The sequence below is a fragment of the Lentzea sp. NPDC006480 genome (assembly GCF_040611995.1).
Lineage (GTDB): Bacteria > Actinomycetota > Actinomycetes > Mycobacteriales > Pseudonocardiaceae > Lentzea.
The window spans coordinates 50,392-73,781 of sequence record NZ_JBEXPJ010000003.1 but is presented as its reverse complement, the minus strand read 5'-3'; the positions used below and the strand labels follow the sequence as shown (position 1 = coordinate 73,781).

Sequence of the window (23,390 nt, the reverse complement as noted above, 5' to 3'; positions counted from 1 at the left end):
TCGTGTGTCTCTTCTGTGAGCTTCCAAACTAATGCGATCCCGCCTCCAGGCAGGACCCAGCTACTAGTTGTCGCAGTTATCACCATTCGACCTTAAAACTTCTGCTCCCGAACGAGGGGTCGCGAGGCGCTCAAGAAGAATGGAACGATTGTTGCGCGATCTATTCCGACATCGCCTAAGTCAAACTCGTATCTGACGCCTGCGCTCGTTTGAGCTAAGGGAAAATGTAATAAATGACCCAACTTCGGTACCTTTGCTATATAGCAATAGGCCACCTTTACTTCCTCGCCGACGGCGGAGACAAGGGCCTCGTGTGAGGCAGAATGTGAACGGACCGAAGCCTTCTCCCCTGTTGAAGTTGTAATCAGCTCGTCAGCGGTAACGATCGATAGATCGTTTTCGTCAACCCTGACGTACTCTAAATGAAAAGTACGCGGATCGTCGTAGTGGTACCTTCCCATCCTATTTGTATGCCATACTACGTCGTAGTCATTGGGGCTGCCGATTCGGCCAAATATTGCTGGGGTCGAATCAGTGACGCCAAATCTTAGACAGTCTCGCCGCAAGCGCCTCACATATGACACAGAGATCCTTGCCACAAAATAACGGCCAGGCTCGTCATCAAGATCGCCGTCTTCGAGGAACTGCACGCGAACCTGGAAATCCCGGGTGAGCTCGATATTTGGAGCTGCTTGAGGTAGAAGCGACTCGGATATGTCTCGTGCAAGGCTCGCTTCTCCTAGTCGAGCCGTCAAAACAGCCTTCGTCGCGTTATTTAATTCAGTATCAGAGAGCTTTCTGAGTGAATCTATATTCGTGGCCGAGTCTAAGGTGAGGCTGTAGAGCATATTTGAGCGCTGCTGGATAAGTGAGGATTGAATCGTGTCATTGAGCAGCGCTTCGGTTTCTCTGCGTATAAGCCCTTCGTAAATAAAGCCAACCAAGAATGCCCCTACGAAAGACTCGCCCAAAGAGTCCCAAGGAACGGAGTTCCAGGGCTCCTCTAATGTTATCCAGCTGCGTTGCAATGCGGATTGAATGAGTAGAAGGATTATGCCAACTAGTAGAACTATTAGGAGGACTAGGTATACTTTCCAGCGCTTAAGTGCAAGCGACTTGTTCATCCCAGTGAGCCGACTGGTCTAAAGTCAAACCGCAAGTGTCCTCGCTCCAAATGTTCACGAGCAAGGTTGCGAGACACTACCTGACCGTCTCTGCGAAGTGTGACGAGCGCCCGTGCGTCTAGCTCCGCAACGGCGCTTGATACTAGGTCTGACTCTAGTTTGGACGCGTGTGCAAGCTCACGGAAAGTCATGCCGTCATGCGCAAGTTCTGCAACGATAAATGCGGGAGCACTAACTACCAATGAGCGCGGAAAAGAAGACAGTAGCGATCGTGCCACCTTCGCTCCCGTCTCGAGTCCGGTGTGTTCTTGAGTAGGATTCCCGTCTATCTTGGATTCGGTGTGTGTAGAAGTAAGGGATCGGTCAAAAGCTGCATTTAGCTGCGGTCTGCCCAACCGGGCATTCTCAATTAGCTGGCCTACTGCGCCCAGGGATTCCGCGGTAAACAACGCTTGTCGTATTCCGTCGACATACGATTCGAAGCGAGTGGCCGCATTTGAGTTCAGGCGAAAAATCTTGTATAGGTTCTCGGCCGCAGCAAGGCCAAACGTCCGCGCTACGTAGCCAAATATGCTGAGTAGCTCTGCCAAACCTTCTTCCAGAAGAGTGCAAGATTCGTCAGGGCTTCTAAAACCGAGCCACACATGGATAATCTCGTGTGCGATGAAATAGTCTGCTAGGAACGGTGAAATTGCTGATTCGTCGAAGTAGATTCCGGGTTCAATCCCATGCTTTCGTTTGTCTCCCATGTCGGCTGTGAGAGCCGAGAATCCTTTGCTCGCATATGGCTCTGGTAGGCGCTCGACGACCCGAACAGGAACCTCAGTCACATCTATCTGTAGGGTCAAATAGAAATCTGCGACGTCGTCGCGAATTTGTGTGAGCTTGCTTTGCGTGGGCGTGAAACTGGTCAGCTTCTCCAGCGCTTCCCTATCGCGCTCGGCAGCTACGTTTGCACGCTCAAGTTCTCGCAGCGCAAGCACTGCTCGTGACTCGTCGTCTGTGGAGATCACCTTCAGCTGGTCGAGATCTCTCCGTAGTGATTCGCGTGCCGACTGAAGACCAGCTACAGAAAACGGATGGCCTTTTAGATCCTTCCGGAGCTGATTCTCAAGATGAATTCTTCGAGCGCACTGAGTGCCCTGCATCAGAACTATGGACTGAAACAAGTCGAATGCGTTTTGCATTCATTTCCCTTCGTAACGCTCGCGCAGCGAGTAAGCCCGCGTCAACTCTGTTAGCCCAAAATTGGACATTGTTGTACTGCCATCCACAACCTTGTCGCGCCAACCAACAAATCTTACTCCATACATGCAGTTGGTTTGCTGCAGGACACCATCAATCACCCGATAGGTGGCTAACGAGCACGCCGTCGAGACACCTAAAACCCGGTACCTGTCGTAAGTCGGGAAGAGCCCATGGAGCCATTCATCTGTAGGCTCTGTAAAATACTCTGTTGATGTCAGGGCGCGTGGAAAAACGTATCGAGCACCTTCTAAAAGTGCGCCAGCGATGTTTCGGCTCGGATGGTGATGAGACACCGCAGTATGGTAAGCAAGGGCGAGTTCGTGTTCTATCTGCGAAGACTCAGAGAAAGATTCATTAACGATATTTAGTCTAGTAGATCCCAGGTTTTTGGCTAGGTCGCGCGCCCTACTTGCTGCGTACGTGGAAGCCTCATATCCAATTATCCGTAGTCTTGGATTTATCGTAAGGAGCAAGTGGGCGTGATAACCGACTCCGACGCCAACCTCAACTCCAACCCCATTCAAGTCGCCCGTCAGCTCATCGCACATGATGGCGGTTACTCCGGGAGCGCTAAGGCAGGTGCCGGCCCCAATGGGGATACTCCAGTTTAAATAGCTGAATAGAGTCAAATCTTTTGGCGTAAATAGTTCGCGATCGATCTTCTTTATTGCGGTCGTCGTCCGCTCGGAGATCCCTGCGTATGAAAGAACTTCGGTGAGTAAAACTCTGCGAGTTGCAGCTGTTTTATTCATGTAGTGGTCGAACCAGGACCAGCCATATAGCTGGCTGTATAATATGATGTTAAACGGGTTCAATTGAGTTGCTAGGTGGATTGGAAGTAGGCGAGCTCTGTCTTCGATTTCATTGATATTGAAGCGAGGAAAGTAGCCGGCGTACACCGGGCGGAGTGGGGTCGTGACGGACCGATGTCTGGTATCCAAGACCTCACTCCGCTCCATGCTTCAGGGGTGTGTCGCCTACTCGCCGCCGACGCCCCCGTCGTCCGCGCCACCGCCGTCGTTGTCCGGCGTGACGTCCGGTTCTTTCTCCTTCGTCGACATCTCTAGCCTCCATTGGGTGTTGAGGATCCAAGTAGATAATCGTGTGTTGGGACGTCGAGGTTAGTCAAGGTCCTATCGGGTGTAGAGGTAGAGTGCATCTGACGTAATATTTGCCACCGCCAATCGAGCAATGAAGTCCAAAACATGAGTTTGACTCACCTATTTGCCTACCAAATGACGCTCCATCCGATATGCGAGCGCGTACCGTGAGACTTTGATGCAAATGCGAACGGTTGCGCAGTGCTCCAGTTGTCTGGGTGCTTGTCATGCCAAAATCTTGATCTTGTAGCGGCTGCAGAAGCGGTTGTCATTTCCATGTTGGCAGTTGATGGCTGTGAGTGGCCGTTGACGTGCCCGAATACTGTTGATCTGAAGTCGAGTCGACGTCCTCCGACGGCGCGGAGACTACTGGCCAGTCTGTCCCCCTGGAGAGCTGTCTTCTTCAGTCCTGGGCTGATGTTGATCGCGACTTGGGGCGCAATGACGGTGGCAACTAGAGCTGTTGCGTTCTTCATGATCACGATTTGAAGGAGCTGTTCACCGGCGAGACGGTTCGCTCTGTGCGCGTTGTCGATCAACAGCTAAAGGTCTCGACGCTTGAGATGAGCTGCTTGAGCGGCGAGGATCACTGCTTTAGAACCTGCGTGCGATGCTGGTGGTGGCGTGGTTTCTTGTCCAGCGCAGAACCGACTGTCGCGTCGGTGTCACCACAGCTCGTTTGACGTTTAAGCGACAGACGCAGGCTAGTTCGGAATCGTGAAGGCCGGTTCATAGCCGTCGGCGGCGAGGTCCTCGTAGGTCTGTGTGGTGGGAACGCGGTCCCAGATGCCACCCAGCAGAACGGCGAATCCGGCCGGCGTGGCGAGGAACAGGTGCAGGACCGGAGGCTTGATCGTACGCGCGATCTCGCGGGCGAGGTCGCGAATGGCGAGCGCGACTCCAAAGGCGTGGTCCAAGTCGACGATGCTCGTGCCGCCCGTGCCCGTGGCCGGCCGCACGGTCAGCAACGGGATATCCCGGCCCGTCGATGCGAGGTATTGGTGCACGTCAGGAGTCAGATCAGCGGCGATCGCGATGGCGAGCGCAACGTCCTGTCCGACCGGGAGATCGGAGAGGGGACGAGACACGGAAATCGCTGCCGGGGCGACGTGGCTGGTAGGTGGTGCCCAGAGTTGGCCGTCCTTGACCTTCGCCAGCGTGAATCCCGCAGTTTCCTGGAACATGACCCCCGTCGTGAACCACGTGGGGAGCCGCATGGTCCCGGTGATGAGCACGCGGCGTGCACGGAGGCTGCGTAGGGCGCGTTGAGCGTCAGCTAGTTGTGGACGGAGCACGGTTTCCCACTCCTGAGGATCCTTCAAGCCCCGTCGGTTTCTGGCTTCGGTTCCGCGGAACCGGTCCACCCAGTCGAGCGTGACCGCAGCGTCAGGATGGGCAGGACGAGGATCGAGCGAGTTGATGGCGAGAACCGTGAACGGTTCGGTTGCGTGCAACCCGAGGCGGTCGATCGCCTCGCGGATGTCGTGGGCTGTTCTCACCGCTCGGTTGGTTTTGACCCACTCTCGGACCTCGGCGATGCCCAAGCGAAAGGCGGTCTCGTCAGCGCGTACTCCTGCGGCGTAGCTGATTTCGGCGATGTGGTCTCGCCAGACGGCTTCGGACGCATCGGTGCGCAGCCGCAGGTCCGCGAAGAACTCGAACAGCTCGTCGTCGGTGCAGCTCAGGTGCTCAATCAGGCGGGCCCGGGCCGTGAGTGCAGCGGGCGTCCTGGATTGTCGAAGTCGTTCGCCAAGACGGTCGTGGCGATCCCGCTGAGTCAGAATCGGATCCGCAGGGTCGATGGAACGAGTTGTAACCAGGGTCAGCTGAGGACGCGTCTCGTTTCGGCAGAGATCGGTCCGCGCTTGGTAGAACCGTTGCAGGATGCTTGGCCCACCCTTGCGGGTCTGTTCGCACAACCAGTCCAGGGTCGCTGCACGCTCCGCAGACACCGAAGCCTTGACCTGGACGTACTCGTTAGGGCCGGTATCCCTGATGATGACGACGTCGTCAACGTTGCCGACCTGGGCAGCTTCGACGGTTACGGACCTGACTCCGGTGTGTGGGACCAGGGTCCGGAGTCCGGCGTGCCAGGCGACGGCGTGCTGGACGTCGTCGCCCGTCAGGCGGGCGCCACTCGCGCTCGGGCGAGCCGCGGCCGGCACTTGCATCATGACTGCGCCGTGAAGGGGGGCGTCGGCGGGCAGCGCCGGATCTGCTCAGCGATCAGGTTCGCGGTGACAGGCTGGTCGGGGTAGGCGGTCAGGCAGACCGCAGCGAGCACCCGGTCGACCAGGTCAGAGTAGGTGTGGCCGTATCCCCGCTCGTCCGGTCCGGTCAGCTTTACCAGTTCCTGCAGATCCGACGGTCCAAGTGGGATTCCCTCGAAGAGTGAAGTGAGGATGGCGGCACGCTGAGTCGCGTCAGGGCGAGCGAAGTCGAACTCTGCCGCAGCCCTGCGCCGGATCGCCGGGTCGAGGGCGCCGATGCGGTTGGTGCACATGACGACCAGGACGCCGGGCGCCTCGGTGGCGATCTGGCTGATGCCGCGGATCAACGCGTTCACCCCGGCGCGGTCCTCATGGTGCATCTGGCTGGCTTCACGGGACTGGGCCAGGGCATCTGCCTCGTCGATGACGAGGATGGTGGGGCGAGTCGTACCCGCCAGGCGGGCCTCGTCGAGGACGCCGTCGAATGCGGTTCCGATTAGTCGGGTCATTTCTCCGACGGCGCCGGTGCCGCGGGCACGCAGGCTTAGGCGCTTGACGCGCACGTCGATGCGGTGGCGTCGGGCGATGGCGTCGGCGAAGGTCTCCGCGAGGGTGGTCTTCCCCGTGCCGACGTCACCGGCGAAGATGATCAGAGGTGGTCGGTGGGCCAGCCGGTCGACTGCAGGTAGGACCGTGTTGTGGGTACGAAGACTCCACTCACGCAACAGCTGCGGCTGCAAGATCAATTCGGCCTCTTTGGCCAAGCGCATCTTGACGTGATCAAGTCCGACCAAGTGGGCGTAGCGCTGCTGAGCGACAGGGTCGGGGAGATCGAGGTCGTCCTCGAACAGGTCGTTGCTGATGGTGGTCATAGTGGTCGGTACATGCTCCTGGTGAAACCCGTCCCGTGGGCCGAGTACGTGCGATCGGAAGTGTGGTAGCCACCCGTGTAGCCAGGGGCAGGGGCGGTAGTACGGGTGAAGGGCAGTAGTCCGGCGAACTCGTCCCGATCAGTACTTGGCGCAAGGGACCATTTCAAGCTGTAGCGCAGAAAGCTGTTGAATATCGTGCCGTCTGTGTTGGCGTAGCGGTAGATCCCACCCGCGCGGTCATCGGCGACGAGAGTGCCGTCCACGTTCGTGTAGTCGAGGGCGAGGATCCAGTCGCCGTGCCTCTGGAACCCGTAAGTGATCTTGTTGACGTAGCCACGGTGGGAAAGCAACGCTGCTTCCAAGGCGTAGTCCATGATGTCCGCGTCAGAGGGACCGTGCTTAGGGTAGTAGCGCTGCACTTGGCGCAAGTCGGTGGCGATTTTCGAGGCAACGTACTTGGCCGAGGCCAAGCTGTAGGTCTCGGACATGGAACGCGTGTAAGACGTGGTCATGGCTACCCCCTGAACCTGCTGCCGAGCACGACCTGCCAGCACTTCACGGCATGATCCTTCGTCGTCGCGTAGCCAGCCTCGGTGATCGCGTCCAGCGCGGCCTCGGCTGCATCCACGATTCGGATGCGGTCGCGCAGCTCGTACAGCCGGGCGGCGTTGTTCGCCGGGTTGACCGGGTCGAAGATCTCGATCTCCCCAACGCGAGCGCTCGGCAGGTCCGACGCCGGGTAGTACGTGTCGAACGCGATCCGTTCGCGAAGTTCGGTTCGCACGACGTAGTCGAAGAACCCCTCCAGAGCGGTGACATAGTCGGTGAAGTCGACACGTGCGGTGTCAAGCAGGTGCGCGCAGAGGAGTTCGACCATGAATGACTTGAAGCGGAACTTGTCGCCCGGCGGACTACTCATGACCTGCTCGCGAATCCACCACTTCACCAGGCGGACTACCTGTGCCCAGTCATCCGGGCAGTCGTTCTTCCTGGCCTGAACGAAGTCGAGGTGCAATCGCACGCTGGTCAGCAACCAGTCGGTTCGGTCCCCAGCGTCCTTGGCGATCAGGTATCCGCAGTCGTCAGCATCGCCTTCATAGAGCACCGGCACGACGTCAACATCAGTGCCGGTCGACTTGAAGTGCACGTTCACGCAGTGTGTGCCGGGCGTGATCTGTGACGGGTCGAGCAGTCCTTTGTAGGCCTCGCGAAGCCGCTCGGTGAGCCACTCCACCAACTCCGACTCCTTCACAGGAGCCTCGTCACGCTTGACGTAGACCGCCACGTCGAAGTCGTTGAACGTGCGCAGCGCGGTGCCCTTCGCGACTGAGCCAGCATGCAGCATCTTCACCAGGGAGAACCCAGGGTTGAGCGCGATGTGGGACTTCAGGCGTTCGCGCAGCTTGTTGACCTGGCTGCGCCTGTCGATCGCAGTCTGCCGCGGCAGGTTCACCACGCGTTCCGCGAAGTCCTTTACGTCCGCATGCGTGATCTTTTGCGTCACGTCCACGACCTCCTTGCAGTCCCATGCGCGCCATGAACCATCTCCACGGCACCTCAGATTCGAACATCATCTTCTAAGATTCGGATACACTACCTCACGACCTCACGTTTCAAACCAGGACACTTCACCTGGGCGTGTCGGCGATGAATCCCACAAGTTGACTCAGCAGTAGCCAAGGCATGCCTAAGATGCGAACGGACCGATCAAGATCGAGAGTCGTCCGCCGAATCGGCGGGCGTGGACTAGCGCGGAGACGACGTGAACGACCCGCAACTGGACCCCGGCGACATCGCGGCTCTGTTCGACAGGACCAGGCTGCGCATGGCCAGGGAGCTCCGCGGGTTCAGTCAGGTACAGCTCGCCCGCGAAGTCGGCTCTGTTACCGCGGCCTCGGTCAGTCAGTTCGAGAACGGCCACACTCGGCCTGCGTCGTCGACTCTGAACAGAATTGCAGTGGCGTTGCGCGTACCACCGTCTTTCTTCGCCGCTCCCGCTCGTCCTCCCGCCCAGGAACAGATCAACGGCTTCTTCCGCAGCCTTCGCTCTACCTCGCCGCGAGATCGTCAGCAGGCGCTCGCGTACGTCCATCTCGCTCGAGAGCTCGCGCTCGAGCTCGAGAAGTACGTCGTGCTGCCGGAGTTCAACCTGCCGCGTGCCGCCGCAGACGGTGGTCGCAGCCTGCAGGCCGCCGACATTGAACAGGCCGCGGCACTGGTGCGCGCTCACTGGAAAGTCCCGCCCGGTCCCGTCGAGAACGTCGTGAGACTGCTCGAGATGAACGGAATCGTCGTCGTCCGGTTCCGTGTCAGCATCGAGAAGGTCGACGCGTTCTGTGTGGACTTCCCGGACCGGCCCGTCGTTGCGCTGGGGGCTGACAAGGGGTTGCGGGACCGGTCGCGGTTCGACGCGGCGCATGAGCTGGGCCACCTTGTCCTGCATGGCATCGATGGCCAGATCGCCGACAAGGCAACGGAGAATCAGGCCAATGAGTTCGCGGCCGCCTTTCTGATGCCAGCGACCGACATCAAACATGAGCTCCCGGACAGACTCGACTGGCCCGCTTTCCTTCGCTTGAAAGCGAAGTGGCACGTCTCGATCGCGGCTCTACTGGTCCGGGCAAAGTCGCTCGGCGTTATGAGTGAGCACACCTACGCCCAAGGGTGGAAGGCGCTTTCCGTCCGAGGCTGGAGGAAGGTGGAGCCCGGATCGTTGGGAAACCCCGAAACCCCGGTACTCCTCCAACGTGCGCTGGAACTCACGGAGACGACAGGCGTCTCATATTCCAGTTTCATCCAGCGCTCCGGGCTGCCCGAGGCGGACGTCCGCACCCTGCTCGACCGTGATTTCACGGAACGCCCCCGCGTGAAGTTCTGACCCAAGACCGCGCGTCCGCGAGCGCAGGCCTCTGATTGCCGCGTCGTCCCTGCCACGTCACCAGTCGGGCCCGTGGCAAGTAGGCGGCAACGGCCACTGCGAACACCGTCAGGTCAGGAGCCGAGGTGATGCCGGCGCACGGCGACAGCGCGATGTCGAGCCTCAAGCCATCCGTACTTTCCAACAAAAGCCGGAACCGCTCCACCCAAGTTCGACTGTCGCCGATGAGCAGTCCATCCATGGTCAGCGAGTCAGATCGCTGCGGTTGTTCCGTACTGAGACGCGAACTCCCGACTGCGGTGGTACGACACGTATGCCGTGCCGAGCGCAACCAGTCCGCTACAGGTGGACCGGTGTCATGGCGACCCGTTCCGGTGCCTCATTGGGCGCCGCTGCTACGGCATCGACGACGGTGTGTGAGTGGAACGGTAGCGGATATCTGCAGTTCACGGCACGCACGCGTAGGGGAGGGACTAGTGCGTACCGTGTCGGGGGCACTACCGTTCACCTGTATGGATCACCTCCTGACCAGCGCAGACGCGGTCAGAGGATGATCTTGTAACTCCCGGTGATGCCCGGCTGTTCCCGGTCCTGCCCTGCGGTCCGCGCCCAATGCGCGCCCAAGTCCCGCGCTGGACCCGGCCGCGTCGAGCCTGGTCGGAGTGGTGATGTGGGCAAGGTCACCGAGGTCGGGCAAGACGTGTGCGTCACCGGTGAGGCCGGCGGGATCGGGCGGGCCACCGCCGAGCGACGAGGACGCGCGGGCAACGGTGGCGCGATCGTGTGCGTGTCGTCGATCTCCGGGATGGCCGGGCAGCCGAAGCATGCGGTGTACGGGCCCGCGAAGTTCGTCGCGTCCGGGCTGACCATGCACCTCGCGGTCGAGTGGGCGCACGAGAACATCCACGTCAACGCCATGGCTCCCGGCACGATCAGGACGGCCGTCGTCAAGGACCTCGAAGCGACGCCCCAGGGCAGGACCTACGTCGACGGCATGGCGGCGGTGCATCCCGTGAAGCGGCTGGGAGAGCCGGAAGAAGTGGCCCGAGCCATCGCGTTCCTGGCGAGTGACCAAGCTTCGTTCATCACCGGCGCGATCCTGCCGGTCGACGGCGGGTATCTCGCCCAGTGGTCACCAGGTCGGGCGGGCCGTCACGCCGCCGTCGACGACCAGGTCGTGGCCGGTGATCCAGGAAGCCAGGTCCGAAGCCAGGAAGACGCAGGCGTTGCCGATGTCCTCCGGCGTGCCGAGTCGCACCAACGGGCCAGCTTTCTCCCACCTGGCAACGCCTTCCGGCCACTGTTCGGAGATGCCGGGGCGCTCGACCAGGCCAGGCGAGACCGTGTTCACCCGGACGTTCGGCCCGTACTCCAACGCGGCGGCGCGGGCGTGCATGATCAGCGCGGCCTTCGAGGCGCTGTAATGGGCGTGTCCAGCGGCAGGAAAAGAGCCCTCGATCGACGCGATGTGCGTGATCGAGCTGACCGAGAACTGAACTGCGGCTTGGGTCACCGCGAACGGGCCGGTCAGGTTGGTGTCCACAACGGACTGCCATTGCGCGACGGTCATGTCCGCCAACGGTTCCACGGGCTGCACACCCGCGTTGTTCACGACGAAGTCCAACCGGCCGTGCACACCAAAAGCCGCCGACACAACTCGCTCAGCGTCCGTGCGCAGGTCGCCGTCCGCAACACCGTTGTGGCGCACGACCAACGCGCCCGCGTCGGAGAACCGCCGGGCGATGCCCGCACCCAAGCCACCACCCGCTCCGGTGACGAGCACGACCTTGCCGCTGAGATCGATCACGAGACGATGCCCTCCAGCCGTTCGAGCAGCCACGAGACGATCTCACCACGGCCGGCCACGAACCCGTCCGAGCCGACCGGCCAGAACTCCCCACCGGCCTCTCGCACCAGCACCGAACCCGCCGCCACGTCCCACGGGTGGATGCCGAGGTTCGCCGCCGCGTCCGCCCTGCCCGCAGCGACCCAGGCGAGCGACAGGGCGGTCACGTACACCCGCCGCACGTCCGCGATCTCCATCAGCGACCCGAGCAACTCCATCTCGCCGCGGTAGGGGCTGCCGGGCAACGGGATGTCCGTCAGCACGAGCGGGCGCGGACTCACGCCGGGAGGAATCACCAGACCCGAGGAACGCACCGAAAACGGCACGCCCACCGCCGCCGTGAACAGCTCGTCGCGGAACGGGTCGAGCACGCACCCGGCGACCAGCGAGCCGTCCACGGCCGCCGCCACCGAGATGCACGCCAGCGGGATGCCGCGCACGAAGTTCCGCGTCCCGTCGATCGGGTCGACGAACCAGGTGATCCTCGAAGACGCACCGCCGAGCTCCTCGCCGACCACCGTCGAACCGGGCACGCCGCTGGTCAACGCGGCGCGCAGGAACGCCTCGACCTCCAGATCAGCCGAGCTGACCTGGTCGAACGCCCCCTTCGCCGCGACTGAGACGCGCACCTCGTGCAGCAGCTTGGCCGCGTCCACGCAGGACTGGGCGGCCAACGAGAGGAGTTCCCCGGGAGTCACTGCTCCATTGTGATCGGTCACAAACACGACCGGATGACTCTGGGCAACGTCCCATCCGCGCCCGTGACCTGTTCCACCACGATGAGCTGACCTGACAACGACGTGGGAGGTTCGGGATGCGGATCGTGGCCGGGTTGGCGCTGATCACGGCATTGGTCGCGGGAACAACCACAGCGAACGCCGAGAGCAGCATCGAGTACGTGGCACTGGGCGACTCGGCCGCGGCCGGCCCGTTGATCCCCAACCAGGACCCCGCGCTGTGGTGCCTGCGCAGCGACCACAACTACCCGCAGGTCGCAGCAGCGTTCCTCGGGGCGAAGCTCACGGACGTCACGTGCTCCGGCGCCGAGACGAACCACCTCGCGGGCCACCAGTTCGGGTTCGTGACGCCGCAACTGGAAGCGTTGAGACCGACCACGGACCTCGTGTCGCTCACGATCGGCGCCAACGACATCGGACTGTTCCAGACGGCGTTGAGCTGCATCAACTTCCTGCCCGAACCCGCGGGGATCTCCTGCAAGGACCGCTACACCGAAGGCGGGGACCAGCTCGCCAAGGCCGTCGACGCGTGGGCACCGGAGTTCGGCGCAGCGCTCGACGCGATCAAGAAGCGTTCGCCCAACGCGAAGCTCGTGATCACCGGCTACGGCACCTACATCAGACCAGGTGGCTGCTACCCGCGTCAGCCCGTCTGGGGCCGTGACGGCGACTACCTGCAGAGCGTCATGAACAAGATCAGCGCGACCGTCAAAGCCGAAACCACCAAGCGCGGCGCGATGTTCGTGGACTTCGCGGCAGTGACGGAAGGCCATGACATCTGCGCCGAACCCGCTGATCGCTACCTGGAAGGCCTGATCCCGACGACGATCGCCGCGCCGCTGCACCCCAACGCCGCCGGCATGAAGGCGTTCGGCCTCACGGTTGGGCGCGCCGCGCTGCAAGGGCTGCGGTCAGGAGCGTGACGTGCTCGATCCGCGTCGGGTCCAGGCCGGTGAGCTCCGCGACCCGGCGCAACCGGTAGTCCACTGTGTTCGGATGCACGTGCAGCTCCGACGCAGCCGGCCGCCGCGAGCCACGCCGGAGATAGACCTCAAGCGTGCCAACAAGTTCATCTGACAACGGCGCGACCACAGCAGCGAGCGGCCCGAGCGCGGCGCTGGGACGGGACAACTGGTACTCCAGCAACACGTCGGCCAGCCGGTACAGGCCAGGACCCGACCGCAGCGCCACGTCGAGCACCTCGCGCGCGAGCCCGGCGGCGGCCGCGACCCCGGAGGGTGGGGCCGCGACCGCCGCCACTGTCAACGGCACGCCCGCGGACCGCGTCACGTCCGCCACGATCCGGTCCAGCGGAAGATCTTCACCGGGCAGCAACGCCAGCCCGCCCTCCACGCCGAGCGACGACAGCACCGGCTCCCGGCTGTGCCGCTCCAGCTCCGTGCGCAACCGCCGCAGTTTCCGCCGTGCCGCAACGGAAGCGTCCACACCGGGCAGCAGCTCGTCCGGGTGCGGCGGCACGTGCAGCGCCAGCACCACGTGAGGTCCGGACGCCTCAACGGTTCCGGCGAGCAACCCGGTCAGCAGCGTGTGCCGCGCGGACCGCTCGTCATCGAAGATCGTCTGCCGCTCGTCCAGGTACCCGGCGCTCACCACCGGCGTGACCACCTGCAGGTAGCGCATGGCCAGCGCGTTGAGCTTCAGCACCTCCCCGACCTCCTCCGGCCGGGCGTCGGGCACCAGCGCTTCCCACACCACCTGGATACCGACGTGGTACGCGGTGAGCACCACGTCGACCGGCACGCCCTCCTCGGCCCGCCGCGCCGCCGACTCGCGCAGGAACCGCAGCTGTTCACCGGTCGGCAGGACACCGGTGCGCAGGACGTCGGCGAACGCGCGCAGCGCCTGCTCGATCACGCGCGTGATGTCGCCGGCCAGCTCCTCGCGGGGCAGCTGCTGGTACTCCGGCACGCGTGAGGTGATCTCCGCGAGCACCCGCCGCACGAACGAGGGCAGCTCCGCGACGAGCCGGTCGGCCAGCGGTCGTCCGCCGATCAGGAAGGACATCCGCCGATTCTGATGGCAAAGCCGTGAAGTGTCAGGGTTCGTTGGCGCAGCGCGTCTTGCCCGGGCAGCCGCGCAGCAGCTTCACGACGGGCGGCCGGGTGATCTTGGCGGGCGCGGCGGAAGCGCGGTCCGGCCACTGCACCGAGATGGCCATCGCCGCCGCGTTGTTGTCGTAGTTCTTCTCCTGCAGCTGGCGGTCCGGGTTCGCGACCGTCACCACGTCGTAGACCCCGGAGGCGACCTTCGTGAGGTCGAGCCACTGGAACTCCACCTGGTACTTGTAGTCGTCGCCCTCACCGACGGAGATCCCGAAGAACACGTCCAGCGCCTGCGGGTTGTGGTGCTGGCACTTGTGGCCGTCGAGCAGCGCCGCGAGCTTGCCGGTGTGGGTGTCCTCGCCGCCGGGCCGGTGGGCCAGTGCTCCCGCGTCCACGTTTGTGTAGCGGTCGCCCAGGCAGAAGCCGTTCTTGCGGTCCGTCACGACGGTCTCGCCGGTCGGGGTGCGCAGCTGGAAGTACTCGAAGCCCATCAGGTGCCAGTGCTGGTGCGCGGCCGCGGGCTCGTAGTACGACCACGTCGAGGTGCGGTGCTGCGCCTCGGCGAAGGTCATCGGGATCGGTCCGTCCTCTTCGGACTGGATGGCCTGCCGCACCGACATGCGGGGCTGGGCCGTGCTGTTGCGGTGGGCGTGCACGAGGAACGGGCCGTCGCCGATGTTGTCCACCGAAGTGGTGAACCTCAGGCGCACTGCCTTGATGTCGCCCTCGGTGACGCACGGACCGCCGGGTGCGGAGGGGTCGGTCACCATGCAGACGTCCCAGGCGTCGCACTTGCCGGCATCCCCGTCATATCCGCCTGGGCAGCCCACGGGAGCCTGCCGCAGGTCCGGCAGCATCGGCGTGGCGGCGTGCGACGAGGCGGTGAGTGCGGAAGCGATGATCGCGGCGATGACCATCGCGGCGGGTCTCTTGAACACCGTCACACATTAGTTGCGCCGCAACAATTTCCGGCACCACTCCAGCCGCGACTCACCCGATCGACTGACACGCCAACGGAAATTCCGTGCCTGGTCCTAGGGTGCGGCCGGTGAGAATCACGTTGGTGTGCGGCACGCGGCCGGAACTGATCAAGCTCGCTCCGCTCATCCGCCGGTTCGGCGAAGAGGCAGCCGTCGTCTACACAGGACAGCATTACGACCGCGCGATGTACGCGCGCATCCGGCAGGGCATCGCGGAACCCGGCAGCTTCGTCGAGCTCGGCCTGGGTGGCGGACGCCGAGGTGCGCAGCTGGGCAACGCGGTCGCGGCACTCGACGCGCACTTCGTCCAAGAACCACCCGATGTGGTGATCGTGCAGGGTGACACGACATCCGCGCTCGCGGGTGGCTTGGCCGCCAACGCGAACGACCTGCCGCTGGTGCACGTCGAGGCCGGCCTGCGCAGCTACGACCGGGCCATGCCGGAGGAGCACAACCGGGTCGCCATCGACCACCTCGCCGACCTCTGCTGCGCGCCGACGTCGATCAACTTCGCCAACCTGGTCGCGGAAGGTGTTGCGGCGGACCGGATCACGGTCACCGGCAACACCGTCGTGGAGGCGCTGGAGGAAGCGCTGCCGAGCCAGGACGAGTCGGCACAGCTGATCGACGAGCTCGGGCTCCAGCAGGACGACTACGTGCTCGCCACCGTGCACCGGCCGGAGAACGTCGACCAGAGGGACAACCTGGAGACGATCCTCACCGAGCTCGCCAGGCTGCCGCTGCCGGTCGTGCTGCCGCTGCACCCGCGGACCGCGAAGCAGGTGGCCGCGTTCGGGCTCGACCACCTGCTCACCCGGCTGCGGGTGATCGAACCCCAGTCCTACAAGGACTTCCTCTCGCTGGCGCGCTGGTCCGCGGTGCTCGTGTCCGACTCCGGCGGTGTGCAGGAGGAGGTCAGCGTCCTCAAGCGGCCGGTCGTCGTGGTCCGCCGCAGCACCGAACGGCCCGAGATCGAGGGCACGTTCGGCACGCTCGTGCCGCCCGGTCCCCGAGTGCGGACCGAGGTGCTGCGCTGGCTCGACGACGTGAGCGGGCACCGCGCCCGGCTGGCGGAGATCCCGTCGCCCTACGGCACCGGTTCGCCGTCCGGGCTCATCGAGGCCGCCGTGCGCAGGATGGTCTCCGACACCCGGTTGGCCAGCCCGACGCTCGAGTTCCAGCTCGTCACCGAGGGGTAGACGTGGGCGGTGGTGGCGAGCAGCAGCGACGTGCCCGCCACCTCCACCTCAGGCTTCGACGCCAGATATCCCACCGGGTACACGGGTTCCACGAACGGCGCGCGGAAGACGTGCACCTCCTCGACGTCCGCGCCGGGGTGCAGTGACCGCAGCTGATCGGTCCACCTGGCCGCGATGGCGCTCTCGTCCTCGGCGAACAGCTCGGAGTCCCGGCCGGTGTAGCGCATGACGTACGCGAGGTGCCGCCCGTCGACCGGTCCGGTCAGCGGCGACATCTCGACCACGCCGTCGAACTCGGTGCCCGACCGCAGCACCGGCGTCCAGTAGTGCCCGGACAACGGCTTGCGCAGCACGAAGAGCGCGTTCACGACGCCCTGGTAGCGCAGGTTCACCGACGGCAGCAACGGCGCCAGCTCGGGGTCTGCCACCTGGCGCAACGCCGGCAGCGGCAACGTGGACACGATCCGGTCGGCCCTGATCGTCTCGCCGTCGAGCTCGACCTCGCCGTCCCGCAACACCCTGACCGGAGCCGACGTCCGCACGATCCCGCCGTGCGACTCGATCGAGGCCCTCAGCGCGTCGATGATCGACTTGTACCCACCGGCCGGGTACCCGCGCACGGCGACGTTGCGTTCGCGGCCCAGGCGCTGCCACAGGTACAGCGCGGGCACGTCGCCGAACGCCGCGCCGAACTTCGACCCGAACAGCGGCGCGAAGAGGTTCTCCCACACCTTGTCGCCGTACAGACCGCGCAACCAGTCCTCGGTGCGCAGGTTGTCGAGGTCCTTGCCCTTGCCCAACCGGCGCAGCAGCACCGAGATCACGCCGAACCTGATCCGGTCGGCAACACCCAATGCGGTGAACCGCAGGAGGTCCAGGCCTGAGTTGAACGGGTAGTGCCGGCCGTCGACGATCATGCCCATGCTGGTGCGCTCCCAGCGGACGTCGTCGCCCAGCCCGAGCTCTCCCAGCAGCGGCAACAGGTTCTCGTCCGTCGGCATGACGCAGTGGTAGAACCGCTCGACCCACCTGTCGCGCCACGGGAAGAACGTGCCGAGCCCGCCGAGCTGGCCGGACGCTTCGAGCAACGTGACGTCGACGCCCGAACGGGCCAGGCGGTGTGCGACCGCGAGACCGCAGATGCCACCGCCGATGACGACCGTGCGCATCACAGCTCCCGGTACGGCGCGGGCGTGAGCCGATCCCGCGCGAGCAGCCGGACGTACTGCACGATCGTGCGGCGCAGCTTGAGCTTGCTCGGGCCCTGCTTGCGGTCGTACTGCAGCTCCAGCGGCACCTCGGTGATCACCGGGTGGCAGTGCCGGAGCTTCAGCAGGAGCTCGACCATGCAGGCGAACCCGCGTTCCTCGACCAGCCGCTCGCCCCAGTGCCTCGAAGCGCGGGTGAGCAGGCTGACCCGGTAGGCGCGGAACCCGCTGGTGAAGTCGTGCACGTCGACCAGCCCGAGCACGCGGCGGAACAGCACGGCGGCGCCGCGCGAGAGCATCCGGCGGAACAGCGGGGCGGTCTTGTCGTCACCACCGGCGACGAACCGGGAGCAGATCACCACGTCGGCGCCGGCCAGGATCTCGTTGCCCAGCCTGGTGACGAGCGCGGGGTCGTGCGTGTCGTCGGCGTCCATGACGACGATGAAGTCGTCCTCGCCGGCGTCGCCGAGCGCGGTCCTCAGTCCTGTTTGGACGGCTTGACCGAGGCCGAGGTTCACCGGGTGGCGGACCAGCCGGACGTCGAGCCCTGCCAGGTCGGTCAGGCCCTCCACCACGTCGCCCGTTCCGTCCGAAGACCCGTCGTCGACGACCCACACGGTGATCTGCTCGGTGCGGGCCACGTCGGCGATGCGGCGCAGCAACGACGGGAGCGAGGCGGCCTCGTTGTACGCGGGCAGCACGAAGTGCGCGCGCCCCCGGACCGGGGTCGCGATCGCCGTCGCGGGTCTTGGGCCGGGCGTCGGCGAGGTGCGGACCTCACGTCCGTCGACTGTCATGCGGCACCCCATTTCAAGTTGTCTCAGAGCGGCGGCGAGAATTATTCGCACGCCCGGCAGTAAATTTCGGGCCACCCCTGGCTGACTTCTGCTCGGCAACAGGGGAGCGGAAGGCCGAACTGATTCCGGATGTAATTCGAAAGGGGTACAAGTGTTCCTCGAACGGGTGACGACGGGGCTCGCTGCCGTCATTCTCGGAACATTTTCCTCCCAGATGATCTCGATCGGGTGATCTCGAATGAGACAAAGCGCTGAGGCGGGGTCAAGGGTGGGTCTTCCCCTGGAAGAGTGGTTCGCCGGCGAGCTGACGGCGCCGATGGCGCCGGTGCGTGACGAGGTGCGTCCGCGCGGCTTGCTCGGCCGGGTCAACGGAGTGGCGGTGTTGCTCGTCCTGGTGGATGCGGCGGCACTGCTCGTGATGACGTCCAAGTCCGGCGTGCCGGCCGGGTGGGCGTTCGTGCTGTCGTGCGCGTTGCTGGGCACCAGGGCGTCGGGGCGGATCTACCGCCGGCGCCTGATGCTGTCGTGGCTGTACGACCTGCCGCGCTCGCTCGCGACGACGGCGATCGCGTTCGCCGTCGTGAGTGTCGCGGCGTTGGCGGCAGGGTGGGAGCCGGAGGTGTTTCCGCAGCTCCTGGCGGGCGCGGTGGCGTTCACGGTCGTGGGCGAGCCGATCCGGCTGGTGGTGTTCTGGTTCGGCAGGTGGTGCCGGCGTCGGTTCGACCGCTGCGACAGGGCCATCGTGATCGGCGCCGGTCAGGTCGGCACGGACCTCGCCGAGGTCATGCTGCGCCACCCCGAGTACGGCCTGCGTCCCGTCGGGTTCATCGACCCGGAGCCGTTGAGCGACCGGAAGCTGCCCGTCGATCTGCTGCACGAGGACCTGGCCACGGCGATCGAACGGCTCGGCGTCGGCACGGTGGTGATCGCGTTCTCGCACGCCGTCGACTCACCGCTGGTCGACGCGGCCGTCACCGCGCACCGGCTCGGGTGTTCGACGCTCGTCGTGCCGCGGATGTTCGAGCTGCACCAGGACGGGCCGGACGTCGAACGGCTGCGCAGCTACCCGTTGCTGCGGCTGAGCACGGCACCGACGATGAGGCCGACCTGGTGGATCAAGCGGTTCGTGGAGCGGTCGCTGGCGTTGCTGGCCCTCGTCCTGCTCTCGCCGGTCATCGCGTTGTGCGCACTGGCGGTGCTGTTCGAGAGCGGCCGGCCGATCATCTTCCGGCAGGTCCGCGTCGGCATGGACGACCGGAAGTTCGTGATCCTCAAGCTGCGCAGCGTCCGGCAGACGGGCCTCGACGACTCGGACGTCCGGTGGTCGGTCGAGGGCGACTCGCGGGTCGGGCCGGTCGGCGCGTTCCTGCGCAGAACCTCGCTCGACGAACTCCCGCAGCTGTGGAACGTGTTGCGCGGCGACATGTGCATTGTCGGGCCACGCCCCGAAAGGCCGGGTTTCGTTCGCCAGTTCTCGGCGATCCACGAACTATACTGGGCGCGCCATCGGGTACCCACCGGATTGACCGGGCTCGCCCAGGTCCACGGATTGAGAGGGGACACCTCGATCGTGGACAGATCTCGGTACGACAACTACTACATCGCAAATTGGTCGCTGTGGCTGGACGTCAAAATCGTGCTCTTGACGGTGGGTGAGCTGTGTTGCCGAAGGAATCGCTGACGGGTCGTCTGCTGGCGGTGCTGCTCGTGTTCACCGCGAGCGCGTGCACCTACCTGCCGGTCTCCGACAGGGCCGCGCAGGACAGCCTCGCGCCGCCGGATCCCTCGATCGTCAGCGGTCCTCACCCGAAACCCCTCGCGCCGTGCGCCTGGTGGTACGGCATCGGCGCGAAGCCGACGTCGTTGCAGCTCAAGTTCGCCGCGGAGCACTACAGCCTGGTGGTGCTCAACGCGTGGGAGACGGGGGCGTTGCGTCGTCTGCGCCAGCTGAACCCCAAGGTGAAAGTGCTGGTGTACAAAGACTTCTCCAGCACGCGCAACTACCCGGGAACCGTCGACAACGGCGTCGACGCGACGTACCTGCCGACCGGGCTGGGGTTCGCGGCCACCGAGAAGGCCCACCCTGACTGGTTCGCCCTCGACACCGCGGACAAGCGGATCGAGTGGGCCGGCTACGAGAAGCACTGGCAGATGACGGTGTGGACCGAGGCCTACCAGCGCGCCTGGACGAAGTCGGTGGTCGACGAGGTCGTCCGCGAGGGCTGGGACGGAGTGCTGGCGGACAACGACTTCAGCTCACTGCGGTTCTACTCCCCGGCCGTGCTCAAGGGCACCGCGGACGTCGAGGCCACCGACCGGCTGCTGCGCGACGGCTACGACTCGTTCCTCGGCATCGCGGGCGACGAGCTGCAGAAGGCCGGGAAGATGCTGGTGCCCAACGTGTCCGAGTCGCACCTGCGGCCCGGCCGGTGGACCGCGCACTCCCGCTACGACGGCGCGATGGAGGAGAACTTCGGGCTGCGCGACGACGGCGGCGGCGCCGAGCTGCTCACGTTCCGCGGCAACGAGTTCAAGGAGCTGCGCGCGCAGGCAGCGCTCGGCGAGTCGTGGCTGCTGCTGGTCACCCACACCGCGAGCCCGCGCGAGGAACGGGTCGGATATGCGACGGCAGCGCTGCTCGCGGGTCCGTACACGTGCTGGAACGGCGCGTCGCCCGACTACAAGAACCCCTCGTGGTCGCAGTACCAGGAGGCGGGGCTGGGAGAGGCGGTCGAGGCGGCGAACCGGATGCCCAACGGGTTGTGGACGCGTGCGTACAGCAACGGGTGGGTGGTGGTGAACCCGACGAGCACCGCGGTCCAGGTGACGCCGCCGGCCGGGCTGGTCGACATCAACGGGGTGGCGCCGACGCTGCCGTTCGAGCTGGCCGGTGCGGACGCGAAGGTGCTGGTGAAGCCGAAGGCCGGGCCGACGTCGCCGCCGATCAAGCCGCCGACGGTGCCGATCACCCCGCCGACGACCACGACCAAGCCACTGCCGCCGATTCCTCCCAAGCCGGCTAGCTCAGCTCCCGGTACAGCTCCAGGTGGCGCTGAGCACACACTTCCGAGCTGAAGCGCTCGCGGGCGTTCTTCGCCAGCAACCGGCCTGTGATGGCGGGATCCGGATCAGCGAAGAGCGCGCGCAGCTGCTTGGCGAGTGACGCCGGGTTGTTCGGGGCGGCGAGGCGGAGTGCGGTGCCCGGCACGTCGAGCATGTCCGCCACGCCGCCGGTGTCCGTTGCCACCACCGGCTTTCCGGCGGCCATGGCCTCGGCGATCACCAGCGGCTGCTGCTCCATTGTGGACGGCAACACCAACGCGTCGTGCTTGCCGATCAGTTCGGGCACGTCGGTGCGGAAGCCGAGGAACTCGACGGGCAGGCCTTGGGCGAGCTCTTCGCACTTGGCGCGGAGTGGGCCGTCGCCTGCCACGGTGAGCGTCACGTCGCGGGGCAGTGCGCCGCGCAGGGCCTCCAGCAGGACGGGCAAGCCCTTGCGTTCGGTGAGCAGGCCGACGAACAGCAGTCGCCGCACCGGGGTGGTGGGAGGCTCGGCGTCGCCGATCGTGACGCAGTTGTCGATGTGCGTGATCCGTTGGGCCGGCACGCGCAGCCGTTCGCGGAGGAACCTGCCCATCGCCGGTGCCGGGACGATCGTGCGGGCGACCCTGCGTGCGACCAGGGCGTCCGCGGCCAGCACGGTCATCGTGTACATCGACGGCCTGGGCGGCCTTGCGGCGCGGAACCACTGTTCGCTCACGTCGTCCGGTACGCCGTGATAGGTGTGCACGACCGGGATGTCGCCCAGACCGGCGCACACGAGTCCGCTGCGGCGGTCCTGTGCGTGCACCACGTCCGGTCGCCAGGCCTTGATCGCCGCACGTGCCTCGCGGCTCGCCTTGAGATCTCCCTTGCGGGGCACGGAGATCTCCTGGTGGTCGATCAGATGCGCGTCCCTGGCCGGTTTCGGGCCGAACACCCTGACCTCGGTGGAGGCCTGCAGCGCGGCGGCGAGCCGGACGGTGACGTCGACCGGGCCGCCCCGGTCCTGGGTGAGCAGGAACGCGACCCTCATCGGGCTTCTCCTTCGAGCTTCTCGGTGAGCGTGATGATCTGGTCGGTCATGCGGCCCCGGTCGAACAACGTCTCGGCGCGCCGCCGTCCCGTGAGGCCTTCGTGATCCGCCAGCGACGGGTAGGCGAGGCGTGCGCTGAGCTCTCGTCCGAGGGCGGTGATGTCCTCTTCCGGCACGACGACGCCTGCCGGCCCGAGGCTCTGCTTGACGCCGTCCACGTTGAACGCGACCACGGAACGTCCGCAGGCCATGGCTTCCAGCGGCACCAGGGCCATGCCCTCGGCGCGCGACGGCAGCACGACGACGTCAGCTGCCGCGTAGAACGACTCGACGTCGTCGCTGTGGCCCCACCACAGCACTGCCCGCTGACCCTGCTGCCAGACCGTCCTCATCGGACCGTCGCCGACCAGGACGAGCTGCGCGTCCGGGACGTCTGCGAGCACGGCAGGCCACGCGGCGAGCAGGAGGTCCTGGCCCTTCTGAGGTGCCAGCCTGCCGACGCACACCGCGGTCGGTCGTTCCGCGAGGTTCAGTCGGCGTCGTGCGGTGGTGCGGTCCGTGGGGCGGAGTTTCGCCGTGTCGACGCCGTTGCACACGACTTCGGCCGGCGCGGTCACCCCTGCTCGGCGGCCGGATTCGAGCTCGTCGTCGCTCACGCACACCAGCTGGTGCGTCCACCTGGAGGCGAAGGCTTCCCAGTGAGTGCAAGCCTTCTGCAGCAGGCCGTCGGAGAGGCGGAACGACCACAGGTGCGGCTGGAAGATCGTCGGAGTCCTCCCGCGGATCGCCAGCCTGCCGGTGAGCCCGGCCTTGGAGCTGTGCAGGTGCACGACGTCAGGACGCAGCTCGCGCAGGAGTTTCCGCAGCCGCCACGTTTCTCGCAGGGCCGTTTTCGGGGAGCGGGAGGCTCGCCACGGATGGATCTCGTTCAGCTGGTCGGGTAGCCAACCGTCCGGGGGACAGATCACGTGCACGTCCCAGCCCACGGCCCGTTGTGCGTTCACCAGATCCAGCACGACCTTCGCGACGCCGGCCTCGACCGGTTGCGTCACG

General features: G+C 64.9%; 20 protein-coding genes and 1 pseudogene. 6 read left to right on the top strand and 15 right to left on the bottom strand.

Annotation, left to right across the window (positions count from 1 at the left end; all coding sequences use genetic code 11):
• Positions 1-92: 92 nt before the first annotated feature.
• The 7 genes from ABZX92_RS02455 to ABZX92_RS02425 form a co-directional block, all read right to left on the bottom strand.
• On the bottom strand, positions 93-1,124 hold the full coding sequence (locus tag ABZX92_RS02455; RefSeq protein WP_355552823.1) for a hypothetical protein: 1,032 nt from the start codon (positions 1,122-1,124) through the stop codon (positions 93-95).
• On the bottom strand, positions 1,121-2,311 hold the full coding sequence (locus tag ABZX92_RS02450; protein WP_355552820.1) for a hypothetical protein: 1,191 nt from the start codon (positions 2,309-2,311) through the stop codon (positions 1,121-1,123). Before ABZX92_RS02450 ends, ABZX92_RS02455 begins: the two co-directional genes overlap by 4 nt.
• Positions 2,312-3,271, bottom strand: a complete 960-nt coding sequence (locus tag ABZX92_RS02445) for a hypothetical protein (RefSeq protein ID WP_355552817.1) — start codon at positions 3,269-3,271, stop codon at positions 2,312-2,314.
• 905 nt (positions 3,272-4,176) lie between these two features.
• The gene (locus ABZX92_RS02440) at positions 4,177-5,646 is read right to left on the bottom strand and encodes an SAVED domain-containing protein (protein WP_355552814.1); all 1,470 of its coding nucleotides are present in this window, start codon (positions 5,644-5,646) and stop codon (positions 4,177-4,179) included.
• Positions 5,643-6,554, bottom strand: a complete 912-nt coding sequence (locus ABZX92_RS02435) for an AAA family ATPase (protein WP_355552811.1) — start codon at positions 6,552-6,554, stop codon at positions 5,643-5,645. Before ABZX92_RS02435 ends, ABZX92_RS02440 begins: the two co-directional genes overlap by 4 nt.
• Positions 6,551-7,066, bottom strand: coding sequence for a hypothetical protein (locus ABZX92_RS02430; RefSeq protein ID WP_355552808.1), 516 nt, complete (start codon positions 7,064-7,066; stop codon positions 6,551-6,553). The genes ABZX92_RS02435 and ABZX92_RS02430 overlap by 4 nt, the downstream gene beginning before the upstream one ends.
• Positions 7,067-7,068: 2 nt before the next feature.
• Entirely contained in the window at positions 7,069-8,058 is a 990-nt protein-coding gene (locus tag ABZX92_RS02425) for a CBASS oligonucleotide cyclase (protein WP_355552805.1), read from the bottom strand.
• Between the two features lie 258 nt (positions 8,059-8,316).
• On the opposite strand from ABZX92_RS02425, the gene ABZX92_RS02420 reads away from it, so the two are divergent.
• Complete coding sequence (locus tag ABZX92_RS02420; protein ID WP_355552803.1) at positions 8,317-9,432, top strand: XRE family transcriptional regulator; 1,116 nt, start codon at positions 8,317-8,319, stop codon at positions 9,430-9,432.
• A gap of 571 nt (positions 9,433-10,003) precedes the next feature.
• Positions 10,004-10,492: pseudogene (locus tag ABZX92_RS02415) on the top strand (SDR family oxidoreductase); the annotation flags it as partial.
• A gap of 72 nt (positions 10,493-10,564) precedes the next feature.
• Here ABZX92_RS02415 and ABZX92_RS02410 read toward each other — a convergent pair.
• Together ABZX92_RS02410 and ABZX92_RS02405 are read right to left on the bottom strand one after the other, a co-directional pair.
• The gene (locus ABZX92_RS02410; protein ID WP_355552800.1) at positions 10,565-11,239 is read right to left on the bottom strand and encodes an SDR family oxidoreductase; all 675 of its coding nucleotides are present in this window, start codon (positions 11,237-11,239) and stop codon (positions 10,565-10,567) included.
• The gene (locus tag ABZX92_RS02405; RefSeq protein WP_355552797.1) at positions 11,236-11,976 is read right to left on the bottom strand and encodes an inositol monophosphatase; all 741 of its coding nucleotides are present in this window, start codon (positions 11,974-11,976) and stop codon (positions 11,236-11,238) included. Before ABZX92_RS02405 ends, ABZX92_RS02410 begins: the two co-directional genes overlap by 4 nt.
• Positions 11,977-12,092: 116 nt before the next feature.
• On the opposite strand from ABZX92_RS02405, the gene ABZX92_RS02400 reads away from it, so the two are divergent.
• On the top strand, positions 12,093-12,938 hold the full coding sequence (locus ABZX92_RS02400; protein ID WP_355552794.1) for an SGNH/GDSL hydrolase family protein: 846 nt from the start codon (positions 12,093-12,095) through the stop codon (positions 12,936-12,938).
• Here the strand turns inward: ABZX92_RS02400 and ABZX92_RS02395 are convergent.
• The gene (locus ABZX92_RS02395) at positions 12,892-14,040 is read right to left on the bottom strand and encodes a helix-turn-helix domain-containing protein (RefSeq protein ID WP_355552791.1); all 1,149 of its coding nucleotides are present in this window, start codon (positions 14,038-14,040) and stop codon (positions 12,892-12,894) included. The two genes, ABZX92_RS02400 and ABZX92_RS02395, sit on opposite strands and share 47 nt — an antisense overlap.
• 31 nt (positions 14,041-14,071) lie before the next feature.
• Positions 14,072-15,016, bottom strand: a complete 945-nt coding sequence (locus ABZX92_RS02390) for a lysyl oxidase family protein (protein WP_355552788.1) — start codon at positions 15,014-15,016, stop codon at positions 14,072-14,074.
• A gap of 110 nt (positions 15,017-15,126) precedes the next feature.
• Between ABZX92_RS02390 and wecB the strand changes: the two genes are divergently transcribed.
• Positions 15,127-16,257, top strand: a complete 1,131-nt coding sequence (wecB, locus tag ABZX92_RS02385; protein WP_355552785.1) for a UDP-N-acetylglucosamine 2-epimerase (non-hydrolyzing) — start codon at positions 15,127-15,129, stop codon at positions 16,255-16,257.
• On the opposite strand, the gene ABZX92_RS02380 is transcribed toward wecB, so the two are convergent.
• Both ABZX92_RS02380 and ABZX92_RS02375 read right to left on the bottom strand, forming a co-directional pair.
• Positions 16,146-17,426 (bottom strand): FAD-dependent oxidoreductase, encoded by a 1,281-nt coding sequence (locus ABZX92_RS02380; RefSeq protein WP_355552783.1) that lies wholly within the window; start codon positions 17,424-17,426, stop codon positions 16,146-16,148. The two genes, wecB and ABZX92_RS02380, sit on opposite strands and share 112 nt — an antisense overlap.
• Positions 17,426-18,262, bottom strand: coding sequence for a glycosyltransferase (locus tag ABZX92_RS02375; RefSeq protein ID WP_355552780.1), 837 nt, complete (start codon positions 18,260-18,262; stop codon positions 17,426-17,428). The genes ABZX92_RS02380 and ABZX92_RS02375 overlap by 1 nt, the downstream gene beginning before the upstream one ends.
• A gap of 268 nt (positions 18,263-18,530) precedes the next feature.
• Here ABZX92_RS02375 and ABZX92_RS02370 point away from each other — a divergent pair, with 268 nt between their 5' ends.
• Both ABZX92_RS02370 and ABZX92_RS02365 read left to right on the top strand, forming a co-directional pair.
• Positions 18,531-19,943 carry an exopolysaccharide biosynthesis polyprenyl glycosylphosphotransferase gene (locus tag ABZX92_RS02370; protein ID WP_355552777.1) on the top strand — a complete coding sequence of 471 codons (1,413 nt, stop codon included), beginning with the start codon at positions 18,531-18,533 and terminating at the stop codon, positions 19,941-19,943.
• Positions 19,922-21,337: a putative glycoside hydrolase family 15 protein gene (locus tag ABZX92_RS02365; protein WP_355552774.1), complete on the top strand. Its 1,416-nt coding sequence runs from the start codon at positions 19,922-19,924 to the stop codon at positions 21,335-21,337. Before ABZX92_RS02370 ends, ABZX92_RS02365 begins: the two co-directional genes overlap by 22 nt.
• Here the strand turns inward: ABZX92_RS02365 and ABZX92_RS02360 are convergent.
• A complete protein-coding gene (locus ABZX92_RS02360) occupies positions 21,282-22,337 on the bottom strand; it encodes a glycosyltransferase family 4 protein (protein ID WP_355552771.1) in 1,056 nt (351 codons plus the stop codon). The genes ABZX92_RS02365 and ABZX92_RS02360 overlap by 56 nt on opposite strands.
• A complete protein-coding gene (locus ABZX92_RS02355; RefSeq protein WP_355552768.1) occupies positions 22,334-23,389 on the bottom strand; it encodes a glycosyltransferase in 1,056 nt (351 codons plus the stop codon). The genes ABZX92_RS02360 and ABZX92_RS02355 overlap by 4 nt, the downstream gene beginning before the upstream one ends.
• Between the last annotated feature and the right edge of the window lies 1 nt (position 23,390).

Bases quoted from the DNA above. Each gene is read 5' to 3' on its own strand.
- ABZX92_RS02395 (WP_355552791.1), bottom strand. From the start codon at position 14,040: ATGTCCTTCCTGATCGGCGGACGACCGCTGGCCGACCGGCTCGTCGCG.
- ABZX92_RS02455 (WP_355552823.1), bottom strand. From the start codon at position 1,124: ATGAACAAGTCGCTTGCACTTAAGCGCTGGAAAGTATACCTAGTCCTC.
- ABZX92_RS02440 (WP_355552814.1), bottom strand. From the start codon at position 5,646: ATGATGCAAGTGCCGGCCGCGGCTCGCCCGAGCGCGAGTGGCGCCCGC.
- ABZX92_RS02430 (WP_355552808.1), bottom strand. From the start codon at position 7,066: ATGACCACGTCTTACACGCGTTCCATGTCCGAGACCTACAGCTTGGCC.
- ABZX92_RS02360 (WP_355552771.1), bottom strand. From the start codon at position 22,337: ATGAGGGTCGCGTTCCTGCTCACCCAGGACCGGGGCGGCCCGGTCGAC.
- ABZX92_RS02375 (WP_355552780.1), bottom strand. From the start codon at position 18,262: ATGACAGTCGACGGACGTGAGGTCCGCACCTCGCCGACGCCCGGCCCA.
- ABZX92_RS02450 (WP_355552820.1), bottom strand. From the start codon at position 2,311: ATGCAAAACGCATTCGACTTGTTTCAGTCCATAGTTCTGATGCAGGGC.
- ABZX92_RS02380 (WP_355552783.1), bottom strand. From the start codon at position 17,426: ATGCGCACGGTCGTCATCGGCGGTGGCATCTGCGGTCTCGCGGTCGCA.
- ABZX92_RS02435 (WP_355552811.1), bottom strand. From the start codon at position 6,554: ATGACCACCATCAGCAACGACCTGTTCGAGGACGACCTCGATCTCCCC.
- ABZX92_RS02400 (WP_355552794.1), top strand. From the start codon at position 12,093: ATGCGGATCGTGGCCGGGTTGGCGCTGATCACGGCATTGGTCGCGGGA.